11 protein-coding genes and 1 pseudogene are annotated in these 14,171 nt (G+C 34.5%); 7 read left to right on the top strand and 5 right to left on the bottom strand.

The window, feature by feature from the left end:
* The first annotated feature begins 93 nt into the window (after positions 1 to 93).
* From QWY91_RS05950 to QWY91_RS05930, 5 genes are all read left to right on the top strand, one after another.
* Entirely contained in the window at positions 94 to 1,419 is a 1,326-nt protein-coding gene (locus QWY91_RS05950; protein WP_290232563.1) for a glucuronyl esterase domain-containing protein, read from the top strand.
* Between the two features lie 239 nt (positions 1,420 to 1,658).
* The gene (locus QWY91_RS05945) at positions 1,659 to 2,927 is read left to right on the top strand and encodes a family 43 glycosylhydrolase (protein ID WP_290232561.1); all 1,269 of its coding nucleotides are present in this window, start codon (positions 1,659 to 1,661) and stop codon (positions 2,925 to 2,927) included.
* Between the two features lie 6 nt (positions 2,928 to 2,933).
* Positions 2,934 to 3,155 (top strand): hypothetical protein, encoded by a 222-nt coding sequence (locus QWY91_RS05940; RefSeq protein ID WP_290232559.1) that lies wholly within the window; start codon positions 2,934 to 2,936, stop codon positions 3,153 to 3,155.
* A 71-nt stretch (positions 3,156 to 3,226) separates the two neighbouring features.
* A complete protein-coding gene (locus QWY91_RS05935; RefSeq protein WP_290232557.1) occupies positions 3,227 to 3,478 on the top strand; it encodes a hypothetical protein in 252 nt (83 codons plus the stop codon).
* A 900-nt stretch (positions 3,479 to 4,378) separates the two neighbouring features.
* Positions 4,379 to 5,686, top strand: a complete 1,308-nt coding sequence (locus QWY91_RS05930) for a family 8 glycosyl hydrolase (RefSeq protein ID WP_290232556.1) — start codon at positions 4,379 to 4,381, stop codon at positions 5,684 to 5,686.
* Positions 5,687 to 6,118: 432 nt separating this feature from the next.
* On the opposite strand, the gene QWY91_RS05925 is transcribed toward QWY91_RS05930, so the two are convergent.
* The 3 genes from QWY91_RS05925 to QWY91_RS05915 form a co-directional block, all read right to left on the bottom strand.
* The gene (locus QWY91_RS05925; RefSeq protein WP_290232553.1) at positions 6,119 to 10,180 is read right to left on the bottom strand and encodes a two-component regulator propeller domain-containing protein; all 4,062 of its coding nucleotides are present in this window, start codon (positions 10,178 to 10,180) and stop codon (positions 6,119 to 6,121) included.
* A 188-nt stretch (positions 10,181 to 10,368) separates the two neighbouring features.
* Positions 10,369 to 10,452 carry a JAB domain-containing protein gene (locus tag QWY91_RS05920; protein ID WP_290237064.1) on the bottom strand — a complete coding sequence of 28 codons (84 nt, stop codon included), beginning with the start codon at positions 10,450 to 10,452 and terminating at the stop codon, positions 10,369 to 10,371.
* 26 nt (positions 10,453 to 10,478) lie between these two features.
* Positions 10,479 to 10,727, bottom strand: a complete 249-nt coding sequence (locus QWY91_RS05915) for a hypothetical protein (protein ID WP_290232551.1) — start codon at positions 10,725 to 10,727, stop codon at positions 10,479 to 10,481.
* A gap of 198 nt (positions 10,728 to 10,925) precedes the next feature.
* Between QWY91_RS05915 and QWY91_RS05910 the strand changes: the two are divergent.
* Positions 10,926 to 11,875: pseudogene (locus tag QWY91_RS05910) on the top strand (IS3 family transposase); the annotation flags it as partial.
* A gap of 294 nt (positions 11,876 to 12,169) precedes the next feature.
* Positions 12,170 to 12,817 (top strand): OmpW/AlkL family protein, encoded by a 648-nt coding sequence (locus QWY91_RS05905; protein WP_290232549.1) that lies wholly within the window; start codon positions 12,170 to 12,172, stop codon positions 12,815 to 12,817.
* A gap of 192 nt (positions 12,818 to 13,009) precedes the next feature.
* On the opposite strand, the gene QWY91_RS05900 is transcribed toward QWY91_RS05905, so the two are convergent.
* A complete protein-coding gene (locus QWY91_RS05900; protein ID WP_290232547.1) occupies positions 13,010 to 13,261 on the bottom strand; it encodes an SDR family NAD(P)-dependent oxidoreductase in 252 nt (83 codons plus the stop codon).
* 206 nt (positions 13,262 to 13,467) lie between these two features.
* Positions 13,468 to 14,031 (bottom strand): Crp/Fnr family transcriptional regulator, encoded by a 564-nt coding sequence (locus QWY91_RS05895; protein ID WP_290232545.1) that lies wholly within the window; start codon positions 14,029 to 14,031, stop codon positions 13,468 to 13,470.
* Between the last annotated feature and the right edge of the window lie 140 nt (positions 14,032 to 14,171).

The following is a 14,171-nucleotide window of genomic DNA, read 5'->3' as shown; positions in this document are numbered from 1 at the left end:
AGAAAAAGTCTGTTTACTTATCTGTGTATTTGGCATTTTTCCATGTAGTGATTACAAATTAAAATAGGTTAATTCTACTGTAAAATTTTAAAAATGAAACGATTATTTATCATTGCATTTTTCTTTGGTTTCATCAGTCAATCGATGGGACAGTTTTCTCAGCAGGAGCGGGACAGTATTTATCGCCTAAGCGTGAAGGATCATCAATTAATGCTTCAGAAACTACAAATAGAGTTCCTAAGGCCGGGACCGTCCGGAAATCCGAACGATCCTAATGCTGCGAATGCAGATGAATCCAAAGTAAAAGATTACAGTTTGCCAGAACTCTTGATTTCTAAAGGTGGATCAAAAGTCACTTCAGTTTCTGCATGGGAAAAACGCAAACAGGAAATTAAAGAATATTTTAATGCTGAGGTTTATGGACACATCCCTGAAAATATTCCCGCTGTAAATTGGAAGGTTATTTCTCAAAAAGATTCAGTTATTGGCAAATATGAGGTTCAGATTAATAAACTTTTGGGAGTAGTAGATAATTCTGCTTATCCAGAGATCGATGTGGAGATCCAGATGACTTTAACCCTTCCAAAAAATACAGAAAAAAAAATACCCTTAGTTTTAAAATTCGATTGGAATTTTCCAGCAGGCTTCAACCCAAATGCTGACCAAGAAAATCCCTGGCAGCAACAATTGCTAGCTCAAAATTGGGGTTATGCCAGTTTAATTCCTACAAGTTATCAAGCAGACAATGGTGCAGGACTAAGGGAAGGTATTATTGGTCTTGTAAATAAAGGAGAACCACGAAAATTGGATGACTGGGGAACTTTAAGAGCTTGGGCCTGGGGTGCTAGCCGTGCTATGGATTATTTTGAAAAGCATCCAGAAATTAATGCAAAGCATGTCGCTATAGAAGGACTTTCTCGTTATGGAAAGGCCGCAATGGTCGCTATGGCGTATGAAGATCGATTTGCAGTTGGATTTATAGGATCTGCTGGGGCGGGTGGAACAAAAATCCTTCGACGTAATTTTGGAGAACAATTAGAGAATCTGATCTCCAGTTCCCAATATCATTGGTTTACTCCTAATTTTATAAAATACGGTGGCCCTTTAAAAACAAAAGATCTTGCTGTAGATGCCCATCATCTAATTGCACTTGCAGCGCCGCGTCCGATTTTTATAAGTAGCGGAGATCCTAAAGTTGAAGGAAACTGGATTGATGCCAGGGGAATGTTCTTAGCCGGCGTTCACGCGAGTCCGGCTTACGAAATTTATGAAGAAAAAGGACTGTCAAAAACCGAATTTCCTGAAGTAGGAGAATTTTTATCTGAAGGCAAAATTGTTTTCAGAATTCATAAAGGCGGTCATACCGAAGTACCTAACTGGCCTTTTTTTATAGAATTTGCCAAATTCTATTTCAAATAAAGATTATGGAAAAGAAAAAAATTTACACTTTATAATTTTCAATCTGTTTACGGGATATAGGTTTGCGCTATTCAATTATCCTACAAAAGAAGCAGGAGGGTAGGTAGATTTCGATTACTTGAAAATTGAAACTGAAAAAAATAATTAAAATGAAAAATATAAATATTCTGAAAACGATATTTCTAAATCTGTTAATACTTTTCCTTTCGTTGAATGCTTTTGCACAAAATCCGCTGATAATGGATCAGTTTACTGCAGATCCTACAGCAAGAGTATTTAACGGGAAAGTATATGTATTTCCTTCCCATGATATTGTGCAGCCGGATGGCGAAGGCCGTGCAGAATGGTTTAATATGGCTGACTACCACGTTTTTTCTTCGGAAAACCTAACGGATTGGACAGACCACGGAAAAATTCTGGATCAAAAAGATGTTCCCTGGGCAGATTCTAAGGCTTACAGTATGTGGGCACCTGATGCAATATCCAAAAACGGCAAATTTTATTTGTATTTTCCTACCAGACTCAAAGAAGCCGGAGACGGAGAAAAAGGCTTCTCCATTGGGGTGGCAGTTGCTAATAGGCCTGAAGGTCCCTATAAGCCGCAGCCAAACCATATTGAAGGCGTGGAAGGCATAGATCCCAATGTTTTTATCGATAAAGACGGACAGGCTTACTTGTATTGGTCACGCGGAAAAATCTATGGCGCAAAACTGAAGGATAATATGTTGGAATTAGATTCTAAAGCAAAAACTTTCAATGAGATTCCTCAAAAAGGGCATATTGAAGGACCTTTTGTGTTTGAGAGAAATAGCACTTACTATATGACTTATCCGCACGTTGCCAATAATACTGAAAGACTGGAATATAGCATAGCCGATAATCCGATGGGACCTTTTACCCATCAGGGTGTGATTATGGATGAATCGGCTTCGGGTACCTGGACCAACCACCATTCCGTCGTAAATTATGACGATCAGTGGTACTTATTTTATCACGATAATGATCTTTCTCCCGATTTTGATAAAAATCGTTCTATTCGCGCTGATAGTTTGTTTTTTGTAGAGAATGGAAACATTAAAAAAGTGATTCCAACTAAACGCGGAGTGGGAATTACCTCCAGCACTTCTGAAATTCAAATAGACCGATATAGCGAAAAAGGCAATTATGGAGCTGAAGCCGTTTTCTTAGACCGGCTTGATCCTTTTCAGGGTTGGAAAGTAGTATTGAATAAACCTGATGCCTGGATCAGATATAATCGTATTGATTTTGGCTCCAAAAAATCAAAAAATGTTAAAATTAGGGCAAGATCATTAACCGGCGGTACTGTAGCGCTGAAACTGACAGGTGAGAATGCTAAGAAACTTGCTGAAATAAATATCCAAAAAGGGGGAAATTGGGATGTTTTTTCAGTTCCGATAAAATTCGATATAACCGCCGTTCAGGATTTAATAGTGCAACTGCAAAGTGGAGAAGGGGTTGAAGTCGACTGGATTCAATTTGATAAATAGAAAGGTATGGGTATTGGTAAGATTATAATTTTAAAAAATAGTACTTCTGTTTTCTTTGTTTCCACAATTTTTGGGATACTTTTTTTGATTTTACCTTTCCAATCCTGGAGTCAGGAAGATTCCCAATTAAAACTCTGGTATGATAAGCCTGCTGAAAAATGGGTAGAGGCACTGCCCGTAGGAAATGAACGATTGGATCCACTACTAAAGGAAAGCAACATAAAATAGAACTTAAAAAATGACCAAAATCGTAAATTGTGAAACAAAAGATTAATATCCCCACATTAATGGGAATCTAGATGTTGCTTACTTCCCATTTTTTAATTGCCCAAAACCCAATTATTACTGATGTGTTTACTGCAGATCCTACTCCGTTGGTTTATGAGGACACCGTTTATTTATATACCAGTCATGATACGGCATCATTATCTTCCACCAATTATGAAATGAAGGATTGGTTGGTTGGTTTTCTCTTCAACCAACATGATGCATTGCATCAATCATGGTCCAATGCTTTCACCAAAAAAGTTTTTCTGGGCAACTGGAGATGACTATGCGGCAGAGGTGGTAGAAAGATATGATAAATTTTATTTTTATGTATCCACATTTCAAAAAGATGATGAAAGAGGTGATGGAGCGGCAGCCATAGGAGTAGCGATTGCTAACTCCATTAGGTCCATTTAAGTATGCTAAAGTAGAAGCCTTTCGTAGAGGAGGATGGTCAGGCATATTTGTACGGGGTAATGGTAGCCTTAAACTTGAAGGATAATATGATCGAATTGGATGTACAAATCCACTATTGCAATCCAAAGAATTTTATAGAGGGTCCCTGGGTTTACAAAAGAAAAGGCTTTATTATTTAGTGTATGTAAGCAAGGTAGAAGAACGAGATAGAATTGAATAAGCTACTTCTAATAGTCCGGAAGGACCTTGGAAATACCGTGAAATACTTACAGATAGCGCTCCCAATGGTTCTACGATTCATCAGTATTATTGAATAAAGGGGAAAGATAATTGCTTTTACCATAAGGGGATATTACCAAGTGGAGGAAGCTATCGGCGATCAATTAAGGTAGATTATATATATTACAATGAAGACGGCATCATTAAGAAAGTAGAACAAAAAGAAGAAGGGGTAAAGTAAAATAATTTTGCTCTTCAGCTAATTGCTGTTTTAAAAAATAAAGTAACAATCATAGTGAAGAGAATAAATATTAATAGTAAGCTTTTATTTGCAGGTAAATTGATCTCTTGGAAAATTCAGCTATGTTTTCGATAGCTAAAATTTCAAAAATTTGCGAGATATCGTTTCAGGAGATTTTCTTTTAACTAACAAAGATAGCCGGAAGCATTACCGTGAATATAATTGATCTTTGCGTAACATCGGCAAACGAAGCAGAGCCAGAATAAGAAGCTGTAAAAACTTCTAATTTGAATTAAAAAATAGGAATATGAATAAAAAAATTTATTTATCGCTGGTATTTATCATCGGCTTGATGTTATTAACAGAAAATATCATCGCGCAAGATTGTGATGAGAAAGTACAGGATTCGCGTGGTGAAATGGTGCCTTGGACTAAAGGTGCTTCGGAAACCGGAGAGTATAGAAACCTATTTTTAGAAGCTGGTTATTCTCAAGCGGATATTGATGTAAAACTAGAAAAGGCCTATTATGATGTTTTTGAAGGTCCAAATAGAGTATATTTTGAAGTAGAGGATTCTTTGGCTTACGTTTCTGATCTTAAAAATAAAGATGCTCGTACCGAAGGACTGTCTTACGGGTTAATGGTGGCAGTTCAGTTAAATAAGAAAGAAGTTTTTGACAAATTATGGCGCTGGACGGTTAAATACATGCAGCACCAGAAAGGACCCAATGAAGCTTATTTTGCATGGAGCGTAGACCCTAAAACGGGAATTAAAAATTCGGGAGGATCAGCTTCAGATGGAGAATTATTTTTTATTACTTCATTACTTTTCGCTTCGAATCTTTGGGGGAATGAAACGGGAATAGATTATTACGGTGAAGCCAGAAGGATTCTGGATGCGATGTGGAGCAAAGATGGTACTGGAGGTGTTAGGAATATACTAAATGAGGAACATAAACAAATAACTTTTGTCCCTCATAATGGCGGATATGACTGGACAGACCCTTCTTATCATGTTCCTGCCTTCTTTGAAATTTGGGCAGAATATGCCAAAGACGGCCACGAAGAATTTTACCAGACAACTGCCGATACCGCAAGGGCTTTTCTACACCGTACTACACACCCCGAAACAGGTTTAAATCCAGATTACGCCGAATTTAGTGGGGCACCTCATAGTCGTGGAAAAATGGGGGACGCATTTAGGTACGATTCCTGGCGGGTTCCTTTTAATATCGCTATGGATTATAGTTGGTTTGCTAAAGACAGGGAATGGCAGCAACAATATGCGCACCGATTCCAAAACTTTTTGTACTGTGAGGGTATAGAAAATTACGTAGATCAATATAATATAGATGGCTCTACTCCAGATTGGATACTTCCAGCGGGAGACTTTCAGAAGTTAAGACATTCGCTTGGTCTTGTTTCTACTGCTGCTACAACTTCCCTAATGACTACCCATCCTAAGGGGTGGAAATTTTTAGACGAAATCTGGGATGCAAAACTAGAACCTTATGAAGATGGCTATTTTGACCCTTATTTTGATGGGCTGCTTCACCTATTTAGCCTCATGCAATTAGGTGGTAAATATCGGATTATTACTCCGCAAGTAAACTAAAATCTAATTGATAAACTATCAGGAATGTAAAATATGCTCTATAGCATTTTTAATAGCACGATACTTCGATTTTGACAGTTTACAGTTTTACCTTTATTTAAGATTTGGTTAGCTCAACAATCAAGTTCCAAATTTGAAGAATAATATGTTGATTTTTAGAAAAAAAAGAGATTCGATAATATTAAATAATGTAGCCGTAATAGAGTTTGCATAGAAGCTCAATAAAAGTGTAGTATATGAATACTTCTGCATTAATGGAATCTAATACCGGGAACGTATACTATTATTAAAAAGGTATTTGTTATAGTCTGAAGTTTAAATCTAAAAAAATACTTTAATGGTACACGAGAAATTGTTTCAGGAGAAACTATACGGATATTTACTAATATTAATACTTTAAGCAGTGATCAATTTATTTAGAGATTCATTAAATTAAATATTATTATGCTCTTTTCGGTAGCTTGTGGGGGACATTCCATACAAGTCTTTAAACTTAGTAGAAAATTTTGATGTGCTGGAAAAACCTACGGCATACGCTATTTCAGCTATATTAATATTTTTGGAAATCAGTAAATTAGCAGCTTCTTTCAACCTTATATTGGTAATTAATTCTCCGGCAGATTGGTTGGTGAGCTGTTTTAATTTCCGATAAAGATGAACTCTGCTTATACCTAATTCTGAAGCAACCATTTCTACGTTTAATTCTGAATTACTAATGTTAGCATTTACAACATCCATAAATTTTTCAACCAAACTTTCATCACCAGATTTTAAATCTATATGTTTAATTTTTTCTTCATTCAGTTGATTTCCAGAATAAGTGTTCTTTAAAATATTCCTGTTTTTAATAAGGTTTTTTACAGTCTTTTTTAAAATTTCTATATTAAAAGGTTTGTTGATATAAGCATCAGCTCCAATTTCTAAGCCTTCAAGGTTAGTTTCTTTATCGGTTTTACCGGTTAAAAGGATAATAGGAATATGGTTTGTATGAATATTTTTCTTGATTTTTCTGGTAAATAGTATGCCGTCCATTTCAGGCATTACGACGTCACTAATTATTAAATCGGGAGCCTGTGAAATCACTTCAGGAACAGCTAATTTTCCGTTTTCTTTCTTTATGATGTTGTAATGGCTTTTTAATTCAATAGCGATATAATTTCTTATTTCACTATCATCATCCACGATTAGGACGGTGGGTTTATTTTTTTCAGAAGTATTTGTTATGTCCTCTTGATCATCAATAGTATCTATAATGCGATATTCATTGCTAGTAAAGGTAGTAGCATAATTTTCTCCAGTAATCTCACTTTCCTTTAAGTGGCTTTTCCCCAAAGGTGCACTAACGATAAACGTACAACCCTGCTGATTCCTATTGTTCTCCGCCTTAACAGTGCCGTGGTGCAGTTCGGCTATAGACTTGGTTAAGTGTAAGCCAATACCAGTACCTTCAAATTGCCGACTTACATCATTAGAGATTTGGTAAAAACGGTTAAAAATATTGTGTAGTTCACTTTCTTTAATTCCCACTCCATTATCTTTAACGATAATATAAAATTGGTTTTTATTTTCCTGAGTGCCTATTTTCACTTCAATAGTTCCATTTTTTGAAATAAATTTTATGGCGTTGGAAATTAAATTTTGAATTATCTTATCAAAATGATTTGGATCGATAAAGGCTTCTATTGCTGAATTTGGATGATTAATTTCGAATTTAATTCCTTTACTTTTTAATTGGTCTTCAAAAAGTATGGTGATAGACTTTACAAAACTTATTATTTCAATCTTTTGAAACTTTAATTCAATTTTTCCCTGGTCAATTTTCCGAGCATTAATTAATTGGTTTAAAAGATGCAAGATTCTTTCAGAATTTCGTTCCATCACTCTATAGAGTTGCTGTCTGTCTTCTTCAGGATCGGTTTTTATAAGTTTTTTTAAGGGATTTATAATCAGTGATATTGGCGTCTTAATATCGTGGGAAATATTAGTTAGGAATTGAAGTTTAGACTCGTTTATTTGTTCTGCTCTCAAGTGCTCTTGTAGTTCATTTTTTATTTTTCGACGTCGAAGAACTTCCTGCACAATCACATAGGAAATTACGATTAGTAATAATAAATAAGCCAATTTTGCCCAATTGGAAAAATACCATGGCGGATAAATAATTATGTTAAGTCTCTGCTCGTTAGAATATTCTCCGTACTCTTTGCCCCTTACTTTAAAATTATAAATTCCAGGTTCAAGATTATTAAAGGTAACAGCATTTATACCTGGCCTTAATTTAATCCAGTTTTCTGAATTAAGAGAATAAGAATATGTAATCCATTGCTGATTTTTGAATGCAAACGATGAGAATTCAATGCTGAAATCGTTATCGTTATGGGCAAGTTCAATAGTATCAGCATCAATAATAGCTTTTTCTATAATAGAATGAGAACCAGATTTCATTCCCTTTTTTACCGGTTCATCTTGAATATAAAATCCTGTAATTCTTAAATCTAAGTTACTCCCTTTTGAAGTTATTTCAGAGGGATCAAAAAAAGTGACACCGTTGTTGCTTCCAAAATATAAATGGCCATTGGCTTCAGAATATGAAGCGTTTTTATTGAATTCGTTTCCCTGAAGCCCATCACGGAAGTAATAATTTGTAAACTCTTTAGCTGCAGGTTCAAATTTCGAAATACCATTATTAGTACTTATCCATAGATTATTTTGGCTGTCTTGCTCTATTGCGCTTATAACATTACTTGGCAGCCCTTGCTTGATAGTATAATTTGGGAGAATACTATCATTATTTGGTTTGTAAAATAGACCTTCCGAGGTTCCAATCCATAAATTATTAGTATCATCTTCATAAAGGCTGTAAACAATCTTATTAGATAAAATATGATTTTTTCCATCTTTATCAAAAAAGCTATTTTTTTCTAAATCCAACACGGAAAGACCGTCATAGGTACCTATGTAAAGTTTATTTGATTTGGATAGGAGTAAACAATTTATCCACTTATTGTGTAAACGATCCTTTTCGTTATTTCCCTCAATTATATTGTGACGTACGGCTGTTTCTGTTTCAATATTGTAAGAATAGAGTCCGTATCCCAAAGTTCCAATCCAGAGATTCTTTTTTGTGTCTTCAGTAATACTATAGATACGTTCTACAGTATTATTCTGTTCGTCTTTAAAAGGCTCAATATATTGTAAGTTCTTGTCTTTCTTATTTATTTTTGCCAGACCGTTAAGATATGTACCAATCCATAATTGATTCTCTGAATCCTGAAAAATACTCATAATACTGGCCGATTTCTGTATGCCATGGTGCCCAAGATGAAAATTTTGTTTTTTTTCTCTAGTGATACCATATAACCCATCGCCATCAGTACCTACCCACAAAATATCTTGGTTGTCTTTAAATATAGATACTACACTGTTATTACCTATTATATTATTTTTCACAGATTGGTAGCCTATGTACTTAAAATTATTGGTTTTGTCTGGGATTAGTAAAACTCCTTTTTGATAAATGCCGAGCCAGATATTATTTGCTCTGTCCTGCATTATAGAGTGTACTTTAGTTTTCTTAAAATCGAAATTAGCAATACTAAAATCGTTAACACTCATTTCTTGCTTTATAGGGTCATAAATCTTTAGACCTCTCCCGTCTGTGCCTACTAAAATTTCATTAGCTTTATTTACTAAGAGTGTTTTTACCGGTAGGTTTTCAGAGTCTTCTATCAAGCTAAAATTATCTTTTTCACGGCTATATCTAAACAAGCCGGCACTTAAGCTTCCCACATATAAATTACCACTCTGATCTTGGGCAATACTGGAAATATGAGTTTCATAATCATTTTTATAAAAATACTCATTGATTTTATCCTTTTTACTTATTTTAAATAGTCCTTTATCTTGGCTAAGAACCCATAGATTTTCATTTCTATCTTCAAAAATTTTTTCAACAAACGAAGTGCGGACCATTTCTGGTAATTTTCGTGCTACTGGTTTGTTATTCTCTTGAGTTAATTTTAAAATGCCCTGGCCAGATGTACCTATCAAAATTTCTCCGTTTTTTCTTTCAAGCATAGTAGTAACGTGAGCTGGATAAGCAGAACTGTCTTCTATTAAGAGTGGGATTTTATGGAATTTTTCTGTAGCGTGATCAAAATATTGTAAACCGTTAAAAAATCCGAAATATAGAACATCGTGACTATCTTGAAATATAGACTTCACATAATTATTTAAAATTGAAGTAGAATCTTTTCGCTTTTGTTTGAAAATTGAAAATTTTGCGCCATCATATCTGGCCAAACCATCTTCGGTAGCGATCCAGATATAACCTTTGTCATCCTGATAAATTTGATTTATTAAGCTGTTGGAAAGTTCTGCATCTGTAGAAAATAGTTTTCCTACTTGGCCCAAACCAACCAAAGGGAATAATAGAAAAAAAGTAATATATATAAGATTTCTACTCAAAAAGGCTATATCTAAATTCGATTCTTTCATATTGATTAGTAATACTTTGCAAAACCAAATTTATACTAATTAGTTTTTTTGAATTTTAGCAAATGATCAGGGTAAGTTATTACTTATAGTTTTTATGACTATAGCACAAGTTAATTTTTTTTTAGTAAATTAAAAACTGCTAATGAAAAAGGGACTAAAGAAGCCCGTTTAAAATTGTTATTATAAATTTAAAGTGTTCCTTCATCGGCAAAACTCAGATAGATTCCTTCACTGTTTATAATCAAATGATCAAGGAGCTTAATCTCTGAAATTTTAAAAACCTTTTTTATTTTGTCGGTTAGTCGCTTATCGACTTCACTCGCTTGTAATTTCCGGTAGGATAATTATAGCAAAAGATAATAGCAATAAAAAGATTTAAGATCAGTGCAAATAAGATGCGCATATCCACTAAAATAGCCATATGTCCACCCGAGGAAATCTGGCAAATTCCTTTTAAGATATTAGAATCATCGGGTCTGTAAATTAAACTCCGTCTGATGTTCCAATTCCACTGAGGAGTACCAGTGGAATTAGCGTTTATGTCCAATAGTTTCTGTCTCCAAATTTAATATAAAATTGCTGAATCGTGAAGCTCCATTTATGCGAAGGAGCGGTCCTTTTCTTCTCGATATTCCTTGTTGAACTTACTACATTAGCTTGGACGGTAAGTTGAGTTAAAAGTTGTTGGTTATTATCCATACAGAGATGAAACGAAAACCAAAACATTACACCTTAGAATTGAAACAAAAAGCAGCTAAAAGATGCTGAATTGGAACGGGATATCTTAAAAAAGGCGATTGGCATCTGCTCCAAGAGTGACAGGATAAGTACCGGTTCATAAAACAACACCTTATAAGATTTACAGTCGAGATAATGTGCAAAGTATTAGAAGTAAGTAAAAGCAGCTATTATCATCGGTTGAAGTCGGGGCCGAGTAAGCTCTGGAACGAAAAACAGAAACTTTCTACCCTGATCACCTACCTATTTGAGCAGAGTTATCATAATTATGGCGCTCCCAAGGATAAACTCAGAGCTACAAGCTATGGGACTTAATGTGTCCAGGCCACGGATAGCACGATCATGAAAGCAAATTATTTATATGCCAAGAGTAAGCAAAAATTTAAAGCGACTACCAACAGTAAGCATAATTACCCTATCGCACCAAATTTACTGAACCAGTGCTTTAAAGTAGATAGACCAAACCAGATATGGGTAAGCGACATCATCTACATCCAAACCAGGCAAGGCTGGTACTACCTAACAGTAATTATCGATCTGTTTAATAGAAAGGTAATTGGGGACTTTAAGTGGTTACCTTACTACCGAAGGTAACATTGTAAAAGCGTAGGAGATGGGTACTAAGAACACAGTGCTAGAACAACCGCTCATATTCAATTCAGACCGAGGTGTCCAATATGCCATACCAGCATCCTCAAAAGCTATAAGGGCTTAATACGACAGTCCATGAGCCGGAAAGGGAACTGCCGGGAAAATGCCGTAGCAGAATCATTCTTTAAATCCTTAAAATTAGAATGGGTTTACTGGAACAGGTACAACCTTAGATCTGAAGCGGAATTATCCATCTTTCAATGGATCGAGACCTAGTACAATACCAGAAGAAGACATTCTTATTTAGGAAACAAAACCATTAAAGAATTTGAATTAGATATGTATAATCAAAAGCTAGCAGTTTAGTCACTCAACTTAAAGTGCAATTTTTTGTTGCAAGTCCATAAATACAGGGAATTTAGTGCTGCAAATAATGAAAGATATAAAAATAACATCTTCTTTTACTATTTTAATTTCACCAATAGTATATAAATTCTATTTGAACGAATTACAAATAACAAAGTTAGTCTCGTGACATGCTAATAATTTTCCATTTAATGGATGGCTGATAAGCGTAAAAATTATAGTTATAACTGACCTTTATCATCTTCTGAAGACAATTTTCGAAATATTTTTGAACAGCAATAAAATTTAAAAATTATGAGAAAATTTGTATTCACATCAATTGCCGCATTATTACTAAGTTTTTCGTTTCAAGCTCAGGAGAGTAAAAACCTTCAGGATAATCCGTGGCAGTTTAGGTTAAGAGGCGTAGTGATTTCACCCGATGAAAAAGCATCTATAGAGGCTATAGGAGGTGATGCCGATATCTCTACTTCGGTTATTCCTGAACTGGATATTACTTATTATTTTACTAAAAATTGGTCACTAGAGCTTATACTTGGAACCACAAAACACGATGTAGAAGCTATAAATACTTCTGTAGCAAATATTGACCTAGGAAGTGTTTGGCTTTTACCTCCAACACTAACTTTTCAATATCACCTTACTGAATTAGGTAATTTTAAACCGTATATAGGTGCAGGTTTAAATTATACTATTTTTTATAGCGTGGACGAAGGTCCTGTTGCAGACGATTTAGACTATGACAACAGTTTTGGTTTTGCAGGGCAAGTAGGTATAGATTATATGATTAGTGATAAGTGGTTTATTAACCTAGATGTCAAAAAATTATTTCTTCAAACCGATGTTACGGTAAATGCTACTACAGCATTAGATGCGACCGTTAATGCTGATGTAGACATCAACCCTTGGCTTTTTGGAGTTGGTATTGGAGTGAAGCTGTAATCATTTAATTCATTTGAAAATAAAAAGTTTACTTAAGAATAGACACTTGGAGTGCTAAAGATTATTTTAGTTATAGATAAGCCATTTATAGAAATAAGTGTAATAAAAATTCTTTTATGCCAAAAAATAAATTTTTAAATCATTTTAAAAAACTTAATAATAAAAGACTGGATGAAATTCCGGTCTTTTTTCTTACGCAATGTATTTATTTCTAGAGCTATATATTTTCAAAATTAAATTAAGCAAACGTTTAAGGCTATTTGTTACATCAATCTCAATAAGGCCTACGTTTGTAATTCCTCTATTTTTAAAATTTTCTAATGCTTTCTGTCCTTTCGTTTTATTCCTACTTCCTACATTAACCATATAACCTAATTCAGCCAACTGTTTAGACGTTTCTAATCCGATTCCTTTGTTAGCTCCTGTTATAAATACTGTTTTCATTATTATAAATTGGAATTGATTAAGCATTGCAAACTTATCGATGATTAAATGCTAAAAAGTAGTTGACATTACGCAATTTTGTAGCTAAATGTATACTCTCGTTTAGCTAATGTTTTTTTTTTCGATCAAAAAGTAATGTATAAGTGAGTAAATTCGAGAGCTAACTATTTATCCTTTTTTAGCATACTGGAGAAATGAAATTTTCATTATTTTATATTCCTCCTAATCCTGCTCAATGCATTGGGAGTAATCCCCAAAATACTGGCCAACTGTTTTACCGGCATTTTTTGAATAAACTCCCTGTTTTCCATTAGTTTTAAATAAATGCCTTCCGCCGTTAAGGTCTGATAATTTACATTTTGCTCAATTTGCTGAATACAAATATCCTCCCAAATTTTACGTCCAAACTCCTGCCATATAGGAAATCGCGCATACAGCACATCCATATCAGTGCGTGCGATAACCAATAACCGGGTTTTACCAATCGATTCAATCGTAAAACGTGTAGGTTTACGAGGTGCCAGACTACTAATTTCCGTAATGAATTCCCCATCAAAAAAAGCCCAAGCTGTATGTTCATTTTCGTTTTCTCCTGAAAAGAAACGTAATCCTCCCGAAATGATAAAATAATACTGATTAGCAATCTGTCCCCGTTTAAGCAGCACCTGATGGGGCGCATATTCTTTTTCCTGAAATTTAGTAAGCACTTCCCGTAATAGTTCCTCTGTAATAAAAACTTTTGATTGTATAAATTCAGTAAATGATTTCATAAGTTGAAAACGCTTTATGTTCATTTTTAATGCAGCTATGGATAGTCATCTGCATCGTATTCAAAAATAGGGAAATTAGCCAGAGGATGTTGGAGAAAATCTTGAAGACCAAGAGACTCCCCCAGAATAATTTAGTATTG

The sequence above is a fragment of the Zunongwangia endophytica genome (assembly GCF_030409505.1).
In the GTDB taxonomy this organism is placed as follows: Bacteria; Bacteroidota; Bacteroidia; order Flavobacteriales; family Flavobacteriaceae; genus Zunongwangia; species Zunongwangia endophytica.
The sequence above is the reverse complement of the archived record's forward strand: the minus strand, read 5'-3'. Positions and strand labels throughout refer to the sequence as shown.